At 51.1% G+C, this 20,896-nt stretch carries 24 protein-coding genes; 7 read left to right on the top strand and 17 right to left on the bottom strand.

Going from position 1 to position 20,896, the window contains the following annotated elements; all coding sequences use genetic code 11:
- Window positions 1-56: 56 nt before the first annotated feature.
- From MVC73_RS09335 to MVC73_RS09325, 3 genes are read left to right on the top strand one after another with little or no spacing between them, the layout of a single operon-like run.
- Complete coding sequence (locus MVC73_RS09335; RefSeq protein ID WP_297510169.1) at window positions 57-1,172, top strand: glycosyltransferase family 4 protein; 1,116 nt, start codon at window positions 57-59, stop codon at window positions 1,170-1,172.
- A complete protein-coding gene (locus MVC73_RS09330; protein WP_297510166.1) occupies window positions 1,169-2,149 on the top strand; it encodes a glycosyltransferase in 981 nt (326 codons plus the stop codon). The genes MVC73_RS09335 and MVC73_RS09330 overlap by 4 nt, the downstream gene beginning before the upstream one ends.
- A complete protein-coding gene (locus MVC73_RS09325) occupies window positions 2,146-3,396 on the top strand; it encodes a glycosyltransferase family 4 protein (RefSeq protein ID WP_297510164.1) in 1,251 nt (416 codons plus the stop codon). Before MVC73_RS09330 ends, MVC73_RS09325 begins: the two co-directional genes overlap by 4 nt.
- Here the strand turns inward: MVC73_RS09325 and MVC73_RS09320 are convergent.
- The 4 genes from MVC73_RS09320 to MVC73_RS09305 form a co-directional block, all read right to left on the bottom strand.
- Window positions 3,367-4,497: a glycosyltransferase family 4 protein gene (locus MVC73_RS09320; RefSeq protein WP_297510161.1), complete on the bottom strand. Its 1,131-nt coding sequence runs from the start codon at window positions 4,495-4,497 to the stop codon at window positions 3,367-3,369. The genes MVC73_RS09325 and MVC73_RS09320 overlap by 30 nt on opposite strands.
- A complete protein-coding gene (locus MVC73_RS09315; RefSeq protein ID WP_297510254.1) occupies window positions 4,494-5,867 on the bottom strand; it encodes a sulfatase in 1,374 nt (457 codons plus the stop codon). Before MVC73_RS09315 ends, MVC73_RS09320 begins: the two co-directional genes overlap by 4 nt.
- Window positions 5,857-7,272 (bottom strand): sulfatase, encoded by a 1,416-nt coding sequence (locus MVC73_RS09310; protein ID WP_297510158.1) that lies wholly within the window; start codon window positions 7,270-7,272, stop codon window positions 5,857-5,859. Before MVC73_RS09310 ends, MVC73_RS09315 begins: the two co-directional genes overlap by 11 nt.
- A gap of 78 nt (window positions 7,273-7,350) precedes the next feature.
- Window positions 7,351-8,889, bottom strand: coding sequence for a flippase (locus tag MVC73_RS09305; protein ID WP_297510155.1), 1,539 nt, complete (start codon window positions 8,887-8,889; stop codon window positions 7,351-7,353).
- A gap of 264 nt (window positions 8,890-9,153) precedes the next feature.
- On the opposite strand from MVC73_RS09305, the gene MVC73_RS09300 reads away from it, so the two are divergent.
- Window positions 9,154-10,011, top strand: a complete 858-nt coding sequence (locus MVC73_RS09300) for a cation diffusion facilitator family transporter (RefSeq protein WP_297510153.1) — start codon at window positions 9,154-9,156, stop codon at window positions 10,009-10,011.
- Between the two features lie 49 nt (window positions 10,012-10,060).
- A complete protein-coding gene (locus tag MVC73_RS09295; RefSeq protein ID WP_297510151.1) occupies window positions 10,061-10,891 on the top strand; it encodes a radical SAM protein in 831 nt (276 codons plus the stop codon).
- A 56-nt stretch (window positions 10,892-10,947) separates the two neighbouring features.
- On the opposite strand, the gene MVC73_RS09290 is transcribed toward MVC73_RS09295, so the two are convergent.
- From MVC73_RS09290 to MVC73_RS09280, 3 genes are read right to left on the bottom strand one after another with little or no spacing between them, the layout of a single operon-like run.
- Window positions 10,948-11,400, bottom strand: a complete 453-nt coding sequence (locus tag MVC73_RS09290) for an Lrp/AsnC family transcriptional regulator (protein ID WP_297510148.1) — start codon at window positions 11,398-11,400, stop codon at window positions 10,948-10,950.
- A gap of 59 nt (window positions 11,401-11,459) precedes the next feature.
- Window positions 11,460-12,011, bottom strand: coding sequence for an XTP/dITP diphosphatase (locus MVC73_RS09285; RefSeq protein ID WP_297510145.1), 552 nt, complete (start codon window positions 12,009-12,011; stop codon window positions 11,460-11,462).
- 41 nt (window positions 12,012-12,052) lie between these two features.
- Window positions 12,053-12,541, bottom strand: coding sequence for an adenosine-specific kinase (locus MVC73_RS09280; protein WP_297510143.1), 489 nt, complete (start codon window positions 12,539-12,541; stop codon window positions 12,053-12,055).
- 65 nt (window positions 12,542-12,606) lie between these two features.
- Between MVC73_RS09280 and MVC73_RS09275 the strand changes: the two genes are divergently transcribed.
- On the top strand, window positions 12,607-13,533 hold the full coding sequence (locus MVC73_RS09275) for an Lrp/AsnC family transcriptional regulator (protein ID WP_297510140.1): 927 nt from the start codon (window positions 12,607-12,609) through the stop codon (window positions 13,531-13,533).
- Here the strand turns inward: MVC73_RS09275 and MVC73_RS09270 are convergent.
- On the bottom strand, window positions 13,530-14,459 hold the full coding sequence (locus MVC73_RS09270; protein WP_297510137.1) for an SPASM domain-containing protein: 930 nt from the start codon (window positions 14,457-14,459) through the stop codon (window positions 13,530-13,532). The genes MVC73_RS09275 and MVC73_RS09270 overlap by 4 nt on opposite strands.
- 97 nt (window positions 14,460-14,556) lie before the next feature.
- Complete coding sequence (locus tag MVC73_RS09265) at window positions 14,557-14,982, bottom strand: molybdenum cofactor biosynthesis protein MoaE (protein WP_297510251.1); 426 nt, start codon at window positions 14,980-14,982, stop codon at window positions 14,557-14,559.
- 76 nt (window positions 14,983-15,058) lie between these two features.
- Here MVC73_RS09265 and MVC73_RS09260 point away from each other — a divergent pair, with 76 nt between their 5' ends.
- Complete coding sequence (locus MVC73_RS09260) at window positions 15,059-15,907, top strand: hypothetical protein (protein ID WP_297510134.1); 849 nt, start codon at window positions 15,059-15,061, stop codon at window positions 15,905-15,907.
- On the opposite strand, the gene MVC73_RS09255 is transcribed toward MVC73_RS09260, so the two are convergent.
- The 8 genes from MVC73_RS09255 to MVC73_RS09220 form a co-directional block, all read right to left on the bottom strand.
- On the bottom strand, window positions 15,900-16,598 hold the full coding sequence (locus MVC73_RS09255; RefSeq protein WP_297510130.1) for a ThiF family adenylyltransferase: 699 nt from the start codon (window positions 16,596-16,598) through the stop codon (window positions 15,900-15,902). The two genes, MVC73_RS09260 and MVC73_RS09255, sit on opposite strands and share 8 nt — an antisense overlap.
- A gap of 1 nt (window position 16,599) precedes the next feature.
- Window positions 16,600-16,866, bottom strand: a complete 267-nt coding sequence (locus MVC73_RS09250) for a ubiquitin-like small modifier protein 1 (RefSeq protein ID WP_297510248.1) — start codon at window positions 16,864-16,866, stop codon at window positions 16,600-16,602.
- Between the two features lie 71 nt (window positions 16,867-16,937).
- Window positions 16,938-17,390, bottom strand: a complete 453-nt coding sequence (locus MVC73_RS09245; protein WP_297510127.1) for a hypothetical protein — start codon at window positions 17,388-17,390, stop codon at window positions 16,938-16,940.
- A gap of 24 nt (window positions 17,391-17,414) precedes the next feature.
- On the bottom strand, window positions 17,415-17,624 hold the full coding sequence (locus tag MVC73_RS09240) for a hypothetical protein (RefSeq protein ID WP_297510123.1): 210 nt from the start codon (window positions 17,622-17,624) through the stop codon (window positions 17,415-17,417).
- 148 nt (window positions 17,625-17,772) lie between these two features.
- On the bottom strand, window positions 17,773-18,345 hold the full coding sequence (locus tag MVC73_RS09235; RefSeq protein ID WP_297510120.1) for a hypothetical protein: 573 nt from the start codon (window positions 18,343-18,345) through the stop codon (window positions 17,773-17,775).
- A gap of 144 nt (window positions 18,346-18,489) precedes the next feature.
- Window positions 18,490-19,017: a hypothetical protein gene (locus MVC73_RS09230; protein WP_297510117.1), complete on the bottom strand. Its 528-nt coding sequence runs from the start codon at window positions 19,015-19,017 to the stop codon at window positions 18,490-18,492.
- A gap of 5 nt (window positions 19,018-19,022) precedes the next feature.
- Window positions 19,023-20,249, bottom strand: coding sequence for a hypothetical protein (locus MVC73_RS09225; RefSeq protein ID WP_297510114.1), 1,227 nt, complete (start codon window positions 20,247-20,249; stop codon window positions 19,023-19,025).
- Window positions 20,239-20,853, bottom strand: a complete 615-nt coding sequence (locus MVC73_RS09220) for a hypothetical protein (protein WP_297510111.1) — start codon at window positions 20,851-20,853, stop codon at window positions 20,239-20,241. The genes MVC73_RS09225 and MVC73_RS09220 overlap by 11 nt, the downstream gene beginning before the upstream one ends.
- Between the last annotated feature and the right edge of the window lie 43 nt (window positions 20,854-20,896).

Raw genomic sequence — 20,896 nt, 5'->3', positions numbered from 1 at the left:
GCCCATTAACCCTCGGGAGGATGGGCTTATAAACGTTCCCGGACAAGAGTGAGGCGATGAGCCTGAGGATAGCGTTCGTTTACGACGTGGTTTACCCATGGGTCAAGGGCGGGGTGGAGAAGAGGATATACGAGCTGGCCAGGAGGCTAGCTAAGGAGCACGAGGTCCACGTATACGGCTACAAGCTCTGGGAAGGAAGGGACGAGATAGAGCGGGAGGGAATCGTCTACCACGGGACGGTGGGAGTTGACCTTTCGAAGCTCTACGTCTCTGGAAGGCGCTCCCCGCTCCCGCCAATCCTTCACTCCCTTAAGTTGCCCCTCCGGATGAAGGGAGAGAGGTTTGACGTCATAGACTGCCAGGCGAGCCCTTACCTTCCCTCCTACGCCCTGAGGTTACTTGACATGGAAAACGTCCTAATAACCTGGCACGAGTTCTGGGGCGACTACTGGCTCGAATACCTAGGACACGCAGGAAGCCTCGCGAGGGAAGTTGAGAGGGGTCTCTTCTCCTTCAAACGGCACATAGCGGTCTCCAGAAAGACGGAGCTCGACCTTCTGGAGGCAGGCCTGAGAAAACCGATAAGAGTTGTCCCCAACGGCATAGACCTCCCGCTCGTTAGGTGGATAAGGCCTGCCGAGCTTGAGTCCGACTTCATCTTCGTCGGCAGGCTCATCCGGGAGAAGGGCGTTGATGCCCTCATAAGGGCCCTCGCGGAGGTAAAAGATGAACTCCCGGACTTCAGGGCAGTCATAGTTGGAGACGGTCCGGAGAGAGCCCGTCTTGAGCGTCTTGCTGGTGAGATGGGCCTCGGGGAGAACGTCATCTTCACGGGCTTCCTGAGGGACTACTCCGACGTGATTGCGCTCATGAAGTCCTCCAGAGTCTTCGCTTTCCCCTCAAGGCGGGAAGGGTTCGGGATGGTTGTCCTTGAGGCAATGGCCTCGGGCATTCCCGTCGTCACAAGCGACCACCCGATGAACGCCTCCCGCTTTCTCGTGGAGGACGGCAAGACCGGCTTCGTTGTCAGCGACAAGAAACTCTCGGGGGCGCTAATTATGGCCCTCGAAAGATGGAAGCGCATGGGGCACTTCGCCTCCCGTCGCGCCGGGGCCTACGACTGGGACAGAATCGTTAAGGAGCTCCTGAGTGCCTACGGGGTGGTTGGATGAGGGTATGCATCATCGTGAGGAGGCTTGACAAGAGGGCCGGTGGAATAGCGGTGTACACCTCGAACCTCATCAGAAGGCTGAGGTGTGAAGGCCATACGGTTGAACTCTCTCCCCCAGAGGGGAGGTCGTACTTTCTCTGGCAGTTCTTCAGGATTCCACTCTGGCTCCTCCGTTCGAAGTGCGACGTTTACCACGCCGCTGGCGTCATTGAGGGAATAACCCTTCCCCTTTTCAAGCCGAAGGCCGAGAAGAGGGTGACCATCCACGACCTAATCCCCCTAAAATACAGGAGGAGGGGACTTAAGGGGTTCTTTGAGCGCTTTTTCATCCGCCTTGGCTTGCTATCGGCCAGAAGGGCCGATGTGGTCTACGCCGTCTCTCACCTCACGAAGCTCGACTTAGTTCGCTTCGCCGGTATTCCCGAGGGCAAGATTCGCGTCCTCCACCAGCCGATAGACGAGCGCTTTTTCACCGAGCCGAAAAAGCTGGGGAAGTTCAGAGAGCCGGGGACGTTCACAGTGGGCTACGTCTCAAGGATGGACTACCACAAGAGGCACGCCCTCCTCGTGGAGCTCTTCAAGGGCTGGCGCAATTCCCGGGCAAGGCTCTTACTGGCCGGGACAGGGGAGGAGTTCGAGAGGGTCAAAAAGCTAGCCGAAGGTGACGAAAGAATAAAACTCCTCGGCTTCGTCCCCGATGAGGAGCTCATCGAGTTCTACGACTCCCTCGACCTCTACATTCACGCCTCCAAATACGAGGGCTGGGGTCTGCCGATAGCGGAGGCACTGGCCAGGGGAAAGCCCGTTGTTGTCTTTGAGGACGCGGAGATACCCAGGGAAATTCGTCAGTGCTGTGAGGTCGTTTCGCCCGAAGAACTGGGCTCTCTTTTGGATGACCTTGACACGAAAAGGCTAATAAAATCTGGGGTTATCTCCCGGCGGAAACTGATGAGACTACTGAGGGGGGCAGAAGAATGAGGATACTCCTCGTGACCTCGGGGTATCCCCCCGAAAAGCTTGGTGGGGCCGGTCTCTACGTCCATTACCTGGCTCTCGAACTGGCCAAACACCACGAGGTTCACGTCTTTACGGTCTCCAGAAGGGGAACCGAATGGAGGGAAAACGGGATACACTATCATGCAATCCCCCCCATCTCCTCTCCATTCAGGGCTCTCTTTATCAACAAGACCTACAAAAACGACCGTGTTGAGAAGAGGTTTCTGGAGGTTCTTGAGGAGATTGGGCCACATGTTGTCCATTTTCATAACCTCTGGGCCTTTCGCAGCGGTCTCCTCCCACTTCTAGCTTCGGAAAGGGGTTATCCAACCGTCCAGACCCTCCACGATTATTGGTTCATATGCCCGATAAACATAATGAGCTTCAGGAAAGAGGGGCCCTGTCCCAGCCCTGAGCCGGCAAGGTGCTCCGAGTGCTGGAACTATGTAATGGCCTCCTACCTATCAAGAAGAGGCATCCCACTGGGAGTATCTACAAGAATCCTTAAACCGTTTAATAACCCCTCTAGGTTTGCCTCTAGGAACGAAGTCCTTCTCAGAGTTCTCAGCTCTGTAGATGTGATAATAGCCCCTTCGAACTTTCTAAGAACGAAATTTATCGAGGCCGGAGTTGACGGGGAGAAGATAATGCACATCAGGAACGGCTATCCCCATTCTATTTTCAGGGGGTTCAAAAAGAGAAGGAAGGGTAATAAGGTAGTCTTTGGCTTTGCTGGGGTTCCAAGTTATCAAAAGGGTGTCCATGTCGCCGTTAAAGCGGTCAAATTCCTTGAAGGGGACTTTGAGCTTAGGATATATGGTGGAGGAGGCGATCCGAACTACGTATCTATGCTGATGAAGCTTGCTGGAGAGGATGAGCGGGTTAGATTTATGGGGCGGTTTGAAGATATCCGTGTTCCCTACTCTTCCATAGATGTTCTCCTGTTCCCCTCTCTCTGTTACGAGAATAGTCCCCTTGTTCTAGCCGAAGCTGCCCTTTCTAGGACACCTGTGATAGCATCAAACCTTGGGGCAATCCCAGAGTTTGTTACCCATGGAAAGACAGGTTTCCTTTTTGCTCCTGGGGATCCCCGTGACCTAGCTAGGTGGATGAGAGTCTTTCTTGAACGTCCGGAGCTGGTTGAGGAGTTTAGCAAGGCTCAGAGGCCTCCTGAGGACATGGATGAGCACGCTATGCGCTTAGTTGAGATTTACAAAGGCCTTCTGTAGGGCTTTTATAAAAGCCTGTGCTCCTAGGATGCTTCTTGAATATCTTTTCCCGGATTTTTTGACTAGTCTCTTTATTTTTCTCAGCGTTTTGGGGTTTGAAATTAGTTCCTCTAGAACTCTTATCAAGCCCGCCCAGTCCCCGGCTTTAACAACAAAACCCGTTTTTCCATTCTCTATAACCATAGATGCCCCCGCCGCGGTCGTTGTTATTACTGGGGTTCCATAGTAGAGGGCTTCGTTAACGACGAGACCCCATGAGTCCCTTAGCGTGGGGAGAACGAAGACATCTGCCATCCTGTAGAGGCAGGGTTTTTCATTTTCGCTGGCGTAACCGTAGAAAACGACTTTTTCTGAGGAAGAATACTTCCGCTCAAGCCTTTCCTTTAGGGGCCCTGTCCCAACGATGAGGAGACAGGCGTCAATCTCGGAAGAAACGAAGGACTGTATGAACTGCTCTATTCCCTTCTCCGGCCTCAGGTAGCCTAGGTAAAGTACTGTCCTTTGACATCCTCCCACTCTTCCTTTAAACCCTTGGCATTCCCCACTAGGAAGAACCTCCTCCGGCATTACCTGCAGTCCCTGGAGTATCTTACCCGGAGACACACCCCTTTTCAGAAGGTATTCCCTCGCTTTCTTGCTGTAGGCCACAATTACATCGGCCAGCGAGAAAAGGACCTTTTCATGCAGTTTTAGGAGGATCCCCTTCAGAAAAGATCTGTCCACTACTTTTCTGTTCCAAGGGCTGTCTATTTTCTCCGACCAGACTATCAGTGGTTTCCCTGAAATCTTTGAAGCAATTGCAACCATCCAGGTTGCGGGGATGTTCTCAACGTTGTCCGCTATCAGGTAGGCATCCCATCCCCGGAGAGCCCTGAAGAGCAGGGCTGGGGTATTGAGTATTATATTTCCAACCCTCATCCCCCTCAGAACTTCCCAGTCAAAGGTGAACTCTCTGAGAAGCTCGGTTTTCCACATCCTGTCCTTGGACTTCAGCTCACAGAAGTATACTGTGATGTCAAAGTTCTCCTTCAATCTTTCGAATACAGGCAGTCGATAGGGGGCAACCTGGTTGTGGAGTAACAGCACGCGGAGCCTTTTCATATCCGAATTCCCCTCCCTATCCCAGACACCATGAGCATCTTTAGCTTCCTCTCCATTTCCTCTACATGGTCCTCGTTTTCTATGGGCTTTGTATCCCGGGGGTCTGAAACGTAGTCGAAGACCCACTTCACACCGTCGCCGGGGGCGTGAAGGAGTTTGTGTTTCCCATCTATGAGGGCCTTTTTCTCGTATCCCGATGAAACACCCTCACTTAAGACCGGCGTCTTTCTCTTCTTAAAAAGGGAAACTCCATCAAAAAATCCCCTTGGGTAGCCTATATCTAGAGTGTCCAGAATGGTAGGAACTATGTCCACGAGGCTCCTCGGAGTGCCCGTTCTTACGGGACTCTCAACGTAACCCCCAATGAGAAGTGGAACGTCTATTATCTCGGCGAAGACGTTGTGGCCGTGTGATATACCGCTCCATCCCTTTGCATGCTTGAAGTGTTTTGCTTCTACCTTTGCGTGCTCCCAGAATTCTTCCCCGTGATCTGCAGTGATTACAACAAGAGTATCGTCCAGAAGTTTTCTCTTTTCGAGCTCACCAACCAACCGTTCCAGAGTATCGTTGACGTATCTCAAAACATTGTCGTACAATAAAACCCGATAAAACCTATATTTCTCAAAGCCTTTGGGATCCTGCTCGCGTTCTTGCTGGAAATTGTAGTTCCAGGTGTCTATGTTTGGCAGATTTTTGACTTTTCCGAAGTAGTTGCGGTATTCTTTTGGCGGGTTGAGTGGTTCGTGGAGGTCGCCAAGGTGCAGGTAGGCGAAAAACGGTCTCTCACCCTTTGAGGTCCACTTCATAAACCTCTGGAATACCTTCTCAGCTGGGGTTAGATAGTGGTGCTGTACTATGTCAACCCTTCCCCTCAGGGAGTATGACACGGGGTCTATTGCCGTTGCCACGTATATCCTGTACCCCCCCATTTCAAGAACGTCCGTTATGAGCGGAACTGAGGATTTCAGAGGCTTTAAGGAGCTCAGCTTTGTAAAGTTCTTGAACTCCCCCCTAAGAAAGGCACCGTGCCTGTGGGGATATAGACCGCTTAGAATTGAGGGGACTGAGGGATATGTCCATGGGGCGGGGGCATGGGCCTTTATGAACTTTCCAAAGCTATCAAATAAAGGCGTTGTGTCCCGCTCGTACCCCGACTGGGATGTGCTCCAGTACCTGAAGCAATCAACAGCGATTACCAGCACGTTTTTTGATGCCCTTCCCATCTCAAAGTCCTTTAAGCTTTTTTCCACACTCCTATTGGGTTTCTTTGCCGGTATTACCTCCTCTTTACTTCCAAGTTTATACTTCAGGAGCATTGCCCTTCTTCTTATCTGATATTTCGCCCATTTCTCCATGTTTTTAATGAGCATAAGTCTCACTCTCGCCCACCCTTTTAGTCCCTTCCAGTTGAATCTTTGAGAGGAGTGATTTGAGTTTTCTCTCCATGATACTTACGGCTTCCCTGTCCGTTATCGGGTTCTCCTCCCAGGGATCCCTCTTTAGATTGAAAATCCACCTAACGTTGTCGTCCGGTGCGTAAAGAAACTTCAGGTCGCCGAGGTATAGGGCCTTTTTCTCGTATCCATACCCGGACGCCTCTATCAGTATTGGTCTCCCCCTCGGTTCCCTTTCCTGGAGGGGAACCCCGTCCAGTGGAAAGAGCGGTTCAACCCCGAGCTCCCTCAGTATAGTGGGTGTTATATCGGTTGATGAGATGGGCTTCCTCTCTTTCAGCCCACTGAAGCCGTGAAGAACCACGGGAACTTCTGCAACCTCCCTGAAAACGTTGTGGCCGTGGCCGTAGCCGGTGCCCTTCCTCGTGTCGTAGAAGTACTCTGCCTCTGTCTTTGCGTGCTCCCAGAACTCTTCCCCGTGATCTGCAGTGATTACAACAAGAGTATCGTCTGAGAGCCCAAATTTTTCAAGTCTGTCAAAGAACAGCTCAAGCCGGTCGTTAACGTACCTCAGGGTGTTGTCGTAAAGGAGAACCCTGTTTTCGACATATTCCTTGAACCCCGGCTTCTCCCAGTCCTCCAGTCTTGTGTAGTCCCACGTCTCTATGTTCCTGAGTCTCTTCACCCTTCCGAAATAGTTCCAGTACTCCTCTGGCGGGTTGAGTGGTTCGTGGGGGTCGCCAAGGTGCAGGTAGGCGAAAAAACTTTTTCCCCTTCTCCCTTCGACCCACTTCAAAAAGTCCCCGAGTATTTTCTCGGCCCTCGTTTCCCCGGGGTACCATCTGATGTAAGGTACCCTCTTCCTGAAGTGAAAACTTGACAACTCAATCGCGGTGGCCATGTACACGTCGTATCCCATGTGAAGGAGAAGTTCAGGGAGGGTGATAACGCTCTGTTTTATGCCCTTTATATGTCCGAGATTGTCGAGGTACTTCTTGCGACTGTGGATGTAAGCCCCGTGTCTGGTGGGATATAGCCCGGATAGAATCGTTGGAACCGAAGGGTACGTCCACGGTGCCCCAGAAACGGCGGTGTAATTCTTCCCGAGGGATGAAAGAAAAGGCGTTGTGTCGCGGAAATAACCGGCTTGACTCGTGTTCTTGAACCTCATGCAGTCCACGGTTACTATTATCACGTTCCTCCTAATGGCGTTTTCAAAATTGTAGTATCTCTCCGGTTTTAAGTTTTTCAGCCTTCTCTGGACTTCTCTTCTTGTAGTCCACGCCACGTATTTTGAATATAGCGGAAACAGCATTTCCTTCAGCTTCGGATATTTGTTAATCACCTTCTGGACGATCAGTCTCTTTGCCCTGTGTAACATGAACAACCCTCTCGGGATGTTGTTAAAAGCTTTTATCGTCCCATTGGGGTCATCAACTATATTCCCTCATCTTCACGTTCATTTCTCCACCCGTCCGAACCTCTCTAGGAACCTTATCAGCGGTTCAGTCCTCAGGCCGAACTTTTTCCCCGCCATCTTTAATAGCTTAATGTCCTCCTCTTCAAGGGCACCTAACACTATTGAGAGGGCGTAAAAGACCAGAGAACTTAAGGCCGTTCCGAGGAGTGCAACGGTTATTGAGTTCGCCCTCATGAGATAGGCAATGCCAAAGGATAAGAGGCCAGCAATGAGAACCTTCAGGTAGGCCCTTCCGAAGGGCACTATCCCGAACTGCGCCAGCCTGAGGCTCTTGTAAACGTTCGTGGCTATGTATGAGGATGCAGTTGCAACGGCTGCCCCTATCATTCCATAGGTTGGGATGAGAAGGTAGTTTAGGATTACGTTGAGGGTCGCCCCGGTGAGGTCGCCCTTCATGTTCTCGGAGGGCTTTCCAATCGTTACCAGGGTGAGGCCGTTTGGGCCCACAAGGGAGTGGAACATGAAGCCGAAGGCAAGTATCACCATAGCCCCCCCGGCAGGGATGTATGTTGGTCCGAAGAGAAGCCTTAGCACTGGGACCGGATAGGCCGTAACTAAGACGAAGAGGGGGAACGTCAAGAGAACGACCCACTTTGTTACAACGGTGTAGAACCTCCCCACATCCTTCAGCTTTCCCCGGGAGAAGAGCCCCGTTGCGACGGGGGTGTATATTACCGTCAGGGATGCCATAAAAACCGGAATAAAGCGTGTTATCGGGCCAGCTGCGTTGTAGAGCCCCACGACCCTCTCCCCGAGGTAGTGGCCCAGCATGAGCGTGTCCGTCCAGTTCATTATAAAGGACATAAGGTTTGAGGTCATCAGGGGAAGGGAGAAGAGTAGCAACTCCCTCGCTATCCCCACCGAGAACCTGAACCTGCGGGGAAGTATTCCGAAGCGCTTGGCATCTCTGCCCAGGAGGAACAGGAGAATTGCGTAGGTGAGGAGGTATGCAACGGCCACGTATTTCACGTTGCTCGTGATTAGAACGGCCACGGAGGCCGTGAGGAAGTAGATGGCCGGGGTGCTTATCTTTCCGTATATGAGGTACTCCCTCACCCTTCCAAAGCCCTGAGTTGTGGATATGAGGGCATTAAATGTGGCGTTTAAAGGAAGGGCGAGGGCAAGTATTCCGAGAAGGCCCACGAGGAGTTTCCCCCCGCCTATGTATTCCGGGAGCGCCTCTCGGATTATCTCAAGGGCTATGAAGCCCAGGAGGGAGCTGATTGCGAGCAGGTGGAGGGCCGTTGAGATGAGTAGGTGGACCTCATCGCGCCTCCTGTTCAGGAAGTAGGCCACCTGTCTCTGGAGTCCCATTGGGAAACCCATCATGACGACAACCAGGGTTATCGTGAAAACGGTCATGGCCAGACTGTAGGTTCCGTAGGCGCTGGGCCCGAGGTATCTCCCTATGACGGCCCTCACAAGAAAGCCGAAGATTGCCGAGCTTATGAGCCCTACGAAAGCTAGGGCGCCTCCTCTGGCCACTCTGCCGAGTTCCCCGGTTATCTCCTCGCTCATCCTATCACCTGCTGAAGTCCGTTATCATGATTGAAAGCTGGCTAAAAAGGTTATCCCGGGCATTGAAAACTTTTAAGCCCTGGGGAGTAGGGAATATGCGCGATGATGAGTGATGGGCGAACCGACTGGTGAGGACGGAAAGGTGATCGCTGAGCGCATACCTTTTTAAGGGAAAGTCCAATCTCCCCTCACGGGATGATGAGTTCAGCCTTGTCCGAGCTGTGACGAAGGAGTGACGGACTGACCGAACTTTTCGGTGGTTCCATGGAGGAGGTTTACAAGCCGATATGGGTCTCCATCATTGGAAACGTTCTGCTCGCTTTTCTTAAGCTAACCGTCGGTTTCCTCTACTCAAGCATAGCCCTTATCTCGGACGGCGTCCACTCGCTGAGCGACGTGGTTACGAGCGTCGCCGGCTACTTTGGATTGAAGGTTGCATCAAAGCCACCCGACAGGAGCCATCCCTTCGGTCACTCTCGCTTCGAGCCTCTCGTGGCCTTCCTGATTGGAGAGGCCCTTTTGATTGTCGCCTATGAGATAGGGAGGGATTCGGTTTACAGGCTCCTGAGGGGAGAAACAATAACGGTAAACTCCACCATGCTCGGCGTTACGGTTTTCTCGATACTCCTCAAGGAAGCCATGTTCCGCTACTCCCTCCACGTTGGCAAGAGACTCAACAGTCAGATTTTGGTAGCAGACGCTTATCACCACAGGAGCGACTCCCTTAGCAGTCTGGCCGTTCTTGCCGGACTGGGCGCTCAAAAGCTTGGATTTAGATACGGAGACGCCCTGGCGGGCCTTGCTGTAACCATCTTCCTCGTCAAGGTCTCCTTCGAGATAATCCTCGAGAACGTGGGCTACCTCACCGGAAAGGCACCTCCCTTCGAGATCTGTGAGGAGATCAAGAGAAGGGCCCTCAGCGTCCCAAAGGTTATCGGCGTCCACGACTTAAGGGCCCACTACGTGGGGAGCAAGCTTCACGTCGAGCTCCACATAGAGGTTCCCCCGGATTTAAGCCTGAAGGAGGCCCACGATGTTAGCCATGAAGTTAAGAAGCTGATAGAGGAACTCCCGGAGGTTGAGACGGCCTTCGTCCACGTGGACTTGAAGGGAACCACGTAAAAATACAACTTGCCCACCATGTCTACTCCAGTAATGAGGGGTGAGTGCAATGGGAAGAAAACTGAAAATCTACATCCCGGGGATAAGGTTCCCCTCCGTTTCGGTCACGGGCAGCGCCTGCGCCCTCAACTGCGCCCACTGTGGGAGGCACTACCTTGAGGGCATGAAGAAGCCGGAGCGGGGAGAACTCCTAAACTACTGCCTCGACCTTGACAGGAAGGGCTACCTCGGCTGTCTCCTCAGCGGAGGAATGGATGGTCGCCTAAAGGTCCCTCTGGATTTCTACGCCGACGAAATCAGGGAGATAAAGCGTCGCACAAACCTCAAGCTCAACGCCCACGTCGGCTTTATAGATGAGAGCGATTTGGAGTGGCTCCGCTGGGTCGATGTCGTCTCCCTTGATTTCGTTGGAGATGATGATGTAATCAGAAAGGTCTACAGAATAGACAAGACGGTCAGGGACTACCTTGGGATTCTCGAACTCCTGACGGAGAACGGGATAAGGGTTGCCCCGCACATAACCATCGGCCTCGACTTCGGGAGAATTCACTGGGAGTACAAAGCAATAGACCTGCTGGCAAACTACCCGATAGACGTCCTCGTTCTGGACGTTCTAATCCCGACGAAGGGGACGGAGATGGAGAACGTCCCGAAACCTTCGGTGGAGGAGAGCCTCAACGTGGTGAAGTACGCTCGCGAGCGCTTTGAGGGCGAGCTGAGCATAGGCTGTATGCGCCCGCTCGGGAAATGGAGGCTGGAATTCGATAGGGGAGCGGTCTTGGTCGGAGTTGACAGACTGACAAACCCGCCGAGGAAAATCATAGATTGGGCAAAAACGATTAGAGAAGTTGAAATAATCTATGAGTGCTGTGTTATGTGAGGCTCACCAAACCTCGCGTCATCACAAAATCAGAAAGGAGAACGCCGATCATCGCCTCAGACCTCTTCCTTCACCGTGACGAACGAGACCATGGTGACGGTCTGTCCCACACCCTTTATCTCCCTGAGCTTGTCGACGACTATCTTTCCGACTTCCTCGGAACTGGGGGCGCGAACCTTTATGAGCAGGTCCCATTCTCCGGCTATTATGTGAACCTCGTAGACGCCGTCGAGGGAGGCTATCTTCTCGGCCACCTCCCTCTGGTTCAGGCCGGAATCGGGGTCGTAGCGAGCAAGAATGAAAGCGGTCGTTCCGAGGTTGAGCTTCTTGTAGTTCGGCTTTACGGTGAACTTCTCTATTATGCCCTCCTCGACGAGGCGCTTTATCCTGTAGTGGACGGTCGTCCTCGGTATGCCCAGCTTCTTGCTCAGGCTGGCGATGTTCTCTCTCGCGTTCTCCCGAAGTTCCTTCAACAGCTTAACGTCGATGGCATCAAGGGCCCCCGCCATTTCAATCCCCTTCGTCATCCGTTCAATATCAATCGCATGAGTTTGTTTATCGGGCTTATTTAAAGGTTTTCCCTCAACCAGCTGGCAAAGGCCTTCAGGGCCCTTCCCCTGTGGGAGATAACGTTCTTCTCCTCCGTTGTCATTTCGGCAAAGGTCTTATCGAAACCGGCCGGCCTGAAAATCGGGTCGAAGCCGAAGCCACCCTTCCCCCGGGCTTCGGTCGTTATCTCCCCGTCCACCCTGCCGGTAAAGATGTGAAGCTCTCCGTCCCAGTAGGCTATGACGCTCTTGAAGTACGCCCTCCTATCCGAGATACCCTCCATGAGCTTTAGTATTCCCTTTATCCCGAGGGTTCTGTAGACGTAGGCCGAGTAAACCCCTGGAAACCCCTTCAGAGCCTCGATGAAGAGGCCAGAGTCATCGAGAAAGAAGGGCTCGTCGAGCTTTTTGGCGAGCCATCTGGCACCGTATTCGGCGACCTCTTCAAGGGTGTCGGCCTGTATCTCCGGATACTCAAAGTGCAGCTGGTAGACCTCAACCCCGAGGGGTCTGAAGTACTTCCTGGCCTCCTCGACCTTTCCGGGATTCGATGTTATGAAAGCCAGCCTCATGAGACCACCAGCGGGAGAAGAGTTGAAGGGAATAAAAAACCTTAGTCAATCGTGTAGCCTATCTTCTCCACCAGCTCTCTCCTCTCTTTCTTCTGCTCCTCGGTTTCAATTCTTGTTGCAGCCTTGCCGTCAACTATTCCAAGGACGCTTCTCCCGAGTTCCGTCTCGGCGACTATAACCTGGAAGGGATTCTCACTGGCCCCGTAGACCATCGCGACTGCAGGGTGGTTTTTAATCGTGTTGAGGACGTTTATCGGGAAGGCGTTCTTCATAAGAATTACGAAGACGTGACCCGCCCCAATTTTCAGGGCATTCTTTGCTGCGAGTTCCTCAAGCTCCTTGTCGTTGCCGGTGAAGCGTGTTAGCTGGGGTTTCGCCTCGTTCATGGCTATGCCAAACTTTATGCCCGGAACAGCCGTGAGGAGGGCCCTGGCAAGGTCATCGACCGTGAATATCGAGAAGTTGCCCTGCCCGATTATTACCTCCACACCCTCGGGCTTCTCGACGTCAACGACCTCAATCTTCACCATGGGACATCACCGGAAGGGTTTAATACTCCCAAGATATAACCTTTCCGGCCCGGTGGTGGCATGGTATGGGCGAGGTAAACGTTGAGGAAATCGAGTTCCTTGTTGAAATCCTCGAGAGGCACCCCCTTGAGAGCCTCAGGAAGATAGCCGCCAAAGAGGGTATAGACTATTACAGGCTCAAAAGGATATACGACAAGTACTATGGAAAATACATGACCGTCAACGCCATCTACAACCTGAGGAGAATAGGACTAAAGAGCTTCGTCGCCTTTCTAAGCGTTCCCGCGGAGAGACTGCTGGAGGTTGGGCGTCGCATTACGCAGAACCCGTTCGTTGCGTACGCAAACCCCGCCTTTGGCTTCAAGAACGGTCTTTCACTCGTCCTCCATATTCCCAAGGAGCAGGTAAAGTACATAGACGAGATGCTCTCCAAGTATTCGGAGGACTTCGAGTACTATGAGGTTCTGGCCTACTCCAAGGGCGGGAAGAGCAGGGGAGAGGAGTGGGGTGAGTGGAACCTAAGCCACGACTACGCGGTCCTCATGGACATACTGAAGTGGGATGCGAGAACAAAAGTTACTGAGATAGCAAGGGCACTTGGAAAGGCACGCCCGACGGTAAGGTTCATGATAAACCGGCTGAAGGAGAAAGGCGTGATAGTTGGGTTCTACGTTACGATCGACATGAACATCCAGGACAGGGGGATAGTGGGACTTGCAAAGGAGCTGGATGAGGAAGTTCTCAACAGGTTTAATGAATACGAGATAAATGTCGGCATTCTGCCCGAGTACGGCTATTTCCTTGAGTGGTTCTTCTCCTCAAAGGAAGACCTTGGGAGCAAGGTTCTTGAGTTCAGCAGGTTCGTGGACAAGATACTGGTCGAGTACTTCGACCCCCTCTTCAAGGAGATGAACGACAGGAACAGCAGAACGAGGTTTTCAAGAATGGTAAAGGAAGACGGGAGCGGTTACCGCTCCATACTGGAGTTCTAAAGTAGTACCGGGCAGTACTCCATCCCGTTTATCTCCCCGGTGGCCTGGTATTCAAGGGCCCTGCAGTCGTGGCAGATGTATTTGAAGGGGCATTTGGAACAGCCGTTCACGCTGTCCTTTGTCATCCTCCAGAAGTCCCTCAGGCGTTTCTTTCTGAGGCCCTCCTTGAGGCCCTTCTCCTTCAGGTCAACCACGACGTAGTTCCTCAGAAGAGGGCAGGGCAGGAGGTAGCCGTCCGCGCTCACCGCGATCGTGCCGGCCAAGCAGTCGTGATATTTTTCCGTCGTCGGGTTCATTATCCTCCTAAGCTCGATTACGTTGAAGTTGAGCCTCCTTGCAGAGCCGGGGAAGAGAACGTCAACGTAAACCTCCATCGGGAGTATTCCCGCCATGGCGGTCAGCTCATCGAGCTTCTCGGGCCTAACCATTATTAGTGCCCCATGAAGCCAGGGATAGCTGAGGAGCCTCTCAAGGGCCTTCCCGGAGTACTCAAGCTCGGCAACGAACTTCACACCCTCCACCGGGGTTACTCTATCAACGTCATCAATCAATACAACAGCGTAAACGTTTTCAACGCCCTCTTCGACGGCCTTCTCCGCGACCTCCATGAGGAGGGACAGATCATCGTAGTTGGTGAGCCACAGCTCCTTTCCGCCGAGCCTCCTGAACTCCTCCACCAGCTCAAAAATCCTTTCCTTTCCCAGGGGCTCCCTCCTGAGGATGAACCTGTTATTCCCTATGCAACCGATTGAGCGGGGAATGCCCTCAACCTCGTAAAACTTCCCCTTCCCTGCCCCGAGATGGACTATCATCCTCTCAAGCTTTCCGCTGTGGGGAACGGAGCTCCAGGGGGGCTTTCCAACAACCAGTGCACCCGAACCACTCCTTACCTCTGAGATTCCAGCCTTGTACGACACCCTCTCCATCTGCACCCACCGAAAAAAGGATGAGTAAAGGGGTATATATACTTTCTCTATTCCGATTTTGCATACTATAGAGAAGAGTTAACAAAAAATGGAGAGTTCAGACGGGTATCTGCCTGTCTCCCTCTATCCAGAAGGTGCCCTCTTCAGTAACTTCCCTCTTCCATACGGGGACGCGCCTCTTGACCTCGTCTATAGCCCACGAGCAGGCCACGAAGGCCTCCTTCCTGTGACCGGCGCTGGCTATTATGAGTATCGTGTCCTCCCCGACTTCAAGCTCGCCGTAGCGGTGCCATATCAGCATGTCGATGATGGGGAACTTCTCTAGGGCCTCCTCCCTTATGCGCTCCATCTCGGCCTCGGCCATCTCCGGGTAGGCCTCGTAGATAAGCCTCTTAACCCGCCTCCCGTGGCTCTCGTTCCGAACCTGCCCGAGGAAGACAACGTAGGCCCCGCTCTCGGGGACGCGGAGAAGTTTAAGTGCCTCATCAATGCTGAAGGGTTCCCGGGTAAGCCTCACCTTCACCGCCATCACCGGTGTAAGTACGAGCCGGACAAATTAAACCTGCCGGAAAGCTTAAGTCTCCCCGGAGGTTAGGGTGATGGGTGAAAGCATGAGGAAGACCCTCGCGGTTCTCATGGTTCTCATAGTCCTCGCCTCCGGCTGTCTAGGGGGAAGCAACACTGCCACCTCACAGTCTTCGGCATCTCCAGCTTCAAGCGCCACGACGGTTCAGCCAACAACCCATTCAAGTGCCCCAACCACCTCCACCACGGAGAAACCCAAGCCCAGTTTCTCCCCACTGGAGTCCCTCAAGGAAATAAAGCGCTTCACCTACACCGAGAATGCCAGCGTAAACATGACCATAGAGATGTCCTTCGCAAACGGCACTCAGTCGAGCAACCTCAGAATTCTCATCAACGAGAGCGGTTACATAGACTTCGAGAAAAGGGTCGCCGGGGTCAACACCACTACGACGACCCTGCCGGACAACGTGAGCGTGACCATAACAACCGTCGTTCTGAACGGAACCGAATACGTAAAGACCCCCGCCGGAACGGCGCGGATGAACGACAGCCTGAGAGTCTGGGAGACCAACCCGGTTTCAGTCGCCCTCGCGGTTCTCAGCTCCGAAAGGCCCGTGGCAAACTACACCGAGAAGGGAAGGCTGGTTCTCGTTTACTCCGTTCAACCGGGGGTTATCATCCCGATGGCGGAGCTCTACTTCACGGGGCCAAAGACGAACATCACGATCACCGACGCCACGATGAGCCTCTACTTCGAGAACGGAACCTTCGTCGGGGCAAAGCTGGCCTACTCGGTTATCGCCGTGAGCTCGATGGAAGACCCCCTCCTGGGGAAGATGACGATAGAACAGCGCGGGGAGTGGAAGGGGGATATAAGGATAACCTCAATAAACCGGGAGTTTGAGGTGAGACCGCCTACCTGAGCTCGACGATGTCGAAGGTGGTGTGGGCGAGGTCTACGATAAGGAGCCTGTTAAGCAACGGCTCCCCGTAGCCCGTCAGGAGCTTTATTACCTCCATCGCCTGAATAGAGCCAACAACGCCGGCGGTCGCCCCGATTATCGGGAACTTTCCCTTCTTTCCCCTAACCCGGGGAAAAATCTCCCTCAGCCTCATCGTCTTCCCCGGGACTATAGTGGTGACCTGACCGAAGGTTCCCTCCACAGCCCCGTGCACCAGCGGTATGCCCCTTTCGTGGACGTAGTCGTCCAGCATGAACCTCGTCTCGAAGTTGTCGAGGCAGTCAACGACCACATCGACGCCGGCGAGAACATCATCGGCATTCTCCTGCGTTAGCCTGCCCACGAAGGTCTCGATTTTTACGTCGGAGTTGAAGCGCTCAAGCTTCCACTTTGCCGAGAGGGGTTTGGGGTTTTTGTTGATGTCCTCCTCCCAGTGAAGTATCTGCCTGTTCAGGTTGCTCAGCTCTGGTTTCTGCTCGTCTATGAGAAGGAGGGTGCCGACTCCAGCAGCAGCGAGGTAATAGGCAACCGGGCTTCCGAGACCGCCGACGCCAACAACCGCTACCTTCGCGCTTTTGAGCCTCTCCTGTCCCTCAACCCCAAAGACCATTATCTGCCTGTCGTAGCGCTCAAGCTCCCTCTCGCTGAGCATCTCAACCACCGCTCACCGGGGGGAAGATAGCTATTACGTCCCCATCCCTAAGAACTTCGTCAAAGCGAACGTAACGGCCATTTCTGGAGACGTTCACATCTGCTAAGTCATCGTCTTCGGCGAAGACCTCGTTCTTAAGGGCCGGATACCTCTCCTTGAGTATCTCGATGAGCTCCCTAACCGTTATTCCGTCTGGAACTTCCAGCTCTTCCTCGCTTTTGCCAACGAGGGAACGGTAGCGCGCGAAGTATCTGACGGTAACCTTCATCCCAACCACCGGGAAAAATTGGAGGGGAGGTTAAAAAGGGTTGCTGGACGATTTTGAAGACTGACCCAGCCTTAAGACAGTTTCTTAAACGCAACGTATCCCACTAGGATGGCTCCCGCAGTGAACACGGCGGATAACAGGGGCCCAATCCCTTCGAGATACGCTAAATAGAGGATTCCCGCAATTGAAAGCAACCACAGAAGGTTCGACTTTTCAGCGCTGTTCTCTTTCCAAAGCCAATACCAAGAAACTTCGTAGGTGCAGAGCATTAGGCCCGTTAAAACCGCCGCAAAGATTAGCCCCTTTACCCCGTTACCGAGCATCCCAAAGTTGAGAAGGAAGAACGTAAAAGCTCCTATGACGTAACCCTCCCTTCCGGGGCCGTTCTTGTATCCGGAGGTTGCAAGCTGAAGGATGCTCATGGCAATTAAATTGAGGAGAGCAACCTGAAGAGCGGTCGAAAATTCCCAGAAGAAACCAATGACTATGAAAAGTAAGAGAAGGGATGAAAGGACGGGAACCATCAAATGCTTGCACTTCATTATCCTTCACCCCACCACTTCGCTAAAGTTTCCAGAGCTTCGTCTTTTTCCATAGTAAAGGACAATTCCTAAGAAAACTCCGGCAGGGTTAGATTCAACTCCCTTAACTTTCACATTGAACTCTGACGGTACCTTTAGGAGTATCCATGCGGATATATAAGCCATCCCTCCACTGAGTAGATAGTCTGCCACAACGGTTTTGGCATCCATTCTCACTCATGAACGCCTAGATCATAAGCAATATGAATCTTTCTGATTAACCGATGTTTCTTTTTAAGCGGGTATAATAAAACGCCCACTTAATCCAAAAAGCCATCCTTTAACTGTGAAGCATCATTTAACCCCCTACCTGTGTTTAACCCCTTTATTTCAAGCTCCAGCAGGATGCTATAGTAAATATCAGCGCCGTAATTACACCCAACTCAGGGGAAACAAACCAGCCAATCACAAAGCCAACCACTGCGTAATAAAAACACGCACTAACAATGAGAACACTGAATGCAGTTTTGCGAGACATTCCGGAGGATTTTAGGATTCCAAAAAGCGGGACTAATCCCAAGGAATATCCAAACAGAAGACCAAGCAGATTGGATTTAGTGTACTCACTGATTCCCTCCGAGAGGATTAAAACGAGAACAAAAATTGATGTAAAGGTTATGAGATGAATCTTTTCAATTCCCCGATTAAGGTTTTCTTGAGAGAATTTCAGCTCAAAAATACCCAATAGAACAAGGAATGCATTAAGGAATACAAATCCAAATGCAAGGCCAAGCCAGTATCCATACTCAATTCCAAGTTTCAGGGCAATCCAGAGTTGACTAAACAGAACCAATGACAGAGCGAAGTCTCTTCTAAAGCCATTGGGTGAAACCCTTCCGACTATGAGAGAAAGAAGAAAAATACCGAAAAGAGCTACACTATTCAGGAAGTGCTCCATGGCTTATCTCCTCCTGATATAATACACTCACTTAACTTAATAAAATACACTCTCTCAAAACAAAAGTCACTCAAGAAATGCCCATGAGAGTGAGACAGGTTGCAGGAAGTCCCATTGACATTCTGGCTCGCTCCGTGGTTTTAACTACTTCTGTAAAGTCTCAACTTCCAGTTTATACCACCCCCAAAGTACAAGGGCATAAGGAACCACGTAAGGAGAGCGCGTCAATAAACCCACGAGAACAATCTGAAAAATCAACAAAGCCAACACCGTACTCCTGCCAAACAAACTAGATGGCAGCTTTTTGGCAATGGAATCGTCATTAAGAATCATAAGAACGACTAGGCCCAGAATGCCAAGGTATACATGGTCATTAAGCAGGAAAAGCAAGACAACAGGAGGCACATAAGAGAATACCAAAAATTCTCTTAAATCTAGTTGCTTCCTACCTGACATCCGACAAACAAGCACATCCCCCATGGCCAACATCCATGCTAAAATGGACATGTATCCAACCCGGGCATCAACGGAACCACCATATTTGAGGGACAGAGCAAAAGATGACCAAGAAACTAGAGTCAGAGCTAGGCCTAAAATACGACTTGAAATAACCCCAGCGCCCACTATAGCAAAGGCAAATAGAAAGAGGAATAAATCCAACACCCCAGCCACTAAAATCACCCGCCAACAATTGTATTGTTGTCAGTTTCACATGGAAAGTGGTCCACATCTAGGAACGTATCTTCTACCCACCATTGGATGTCATTCTCGTGTTTAATAGCCTCAATTAGTAACACTACCCTGAGGTCTTTTGGCTTTGATATAACACCCTTAACTGTTTTATAGAGCTCATATGCAGTCAAACCGCGGTCTAACCAATCACCATTTTCTACATTCTCATAGGTTATCAACACTACGTCCGAAACAGGATAGTTTAGTTCATAAAATTCAACCCTTACAAGATACAAGTATCCTGCAAATTTATCAAGGTATGTCTTGTAAAGCGGTTTTCCAAAGTAGTAGTTTACCAGAGCATCATCGATTTTTATTGAGAATGACAAGCTGTGAGTATAGTGGGGAATCAACTTTATTTCTTCCTGCTCCACCCAGACACTACTTAGATTTACCGGCCACACTTTCTTACCTCCAAACTCAATCTCCTTCAGATGTAGAGTTATATTCTTTTGCTTTACTAAGGTCAAATGAACAGTACAATGGGCTTCATCATCAATGGCCACAGTATCTGGACAGTCCATTGTGACGATAACAGGCCCGGGCTGGACAACATTAACCTTTGCACTAGCCATCTCTACACCCCCAATTATAAGACGTAGAGTCATATTCTTTGAAACGTGCTCTAGAGTAAAGTTCTGAACCATAGTTCTGTCGTGCCCGATAGTGAGTACTCTGCCACTAATGGTATAGTCAGGTTCAAAAATTTCGCAAGGATATGTAATAAGTCCTGCTACAGAATAATCCTTTTTAGGCCATAGGATTAGACCACTGTCATCAACTACCTTGATAGTACCCTGATAAAAGCACTCATTGGAATTATGGTTCTCAACCCTTACTTTCACGTTCACCGTCCCATCAACATTAACAGGATTGGGAGCAACATCAAGCCAAGCGTACAACCCATCAGGGTCCCTGGCAACTTTCAAACTGCCACTCCACGAGTCCTCCCATAGTTCTTGGTTATTAACCAGCCTGTAGAGCTTGACAGTGTAATTGTGTTCTCCAACCTGAGCAAGCCAGTGCAGAGTCACAGACGTTCCAGAAGTACTAACGTTAAGGGGCTTCGAATCCTTAAGCTCACCATCAACATAAAGCTTAACCAAAGCCCTCTCAGTGCTTGAATTCAATCCTTTCTCCCTCAGGCTATGCTTCTCTCTTTCAATTACCATCCCCTTTCCAACTCCAAGCATACTCGGGAATGTTATCCAAAGCCGCACCAACTGAACCTCTATCGTCTGAATGCCTTTTCACATTCTCCTCATTGATGGACTCTATCTCTCCCTGGAACCAGTGAGTAACTATTGCGTAGCTCAAGGCCAAAGGGGTTTTATAAATTCCGACAAGAACCACTGTGGGGATGTACAGAAACACAATACACATCAAATTTATGTTTCTGCATTTGCCTTTAAAATAATACCAGAGGAATACCCACAGGAGAATCAGTGAGTAGCAAACGGAACACTGAGAAAAGGAAATTACGCCAATGACAACGAGGTATGGAACCGAAATAAGGGCGCCTCTGTTTTTGATGTCTATATTAGATAGCCCAAAAAGGTTCCTATGAACATTGAGCAGGAGCGCTCCGATGAGTAAAGTAATGTTTGCCATGGAAATGATAAGTACGTTTTTCAAATTGAATTTTAGTCCAACGTACATCACGAGCCCTACAGCAATAAGAGAAACCAGCGACCTTAGTCCCCTAACTTTTATCGAGATTGCAAAAAGTAAGAGCAACAGAATCAGAGAATAAAAAGAGTAGGATAAAACGCTCATGTTCTCACCTCCCTAACTACCTAGTTTTTCACTTTCCTTTTTT

Origin of the sequence: Thermococcus sp., from assembly GCF_027052235.1 — an archaeon.
Taxonomy (GTDB): domain Archaea; phylum Methanobacteriota_B; class Thermococci; order Thermococcales; family Thermococcaceae; genus Thermococcus.
Note: the sequence above shows the minus strand (reverse complement) of the source record. Positions and strands in the feature narration are given on the sequence as shown.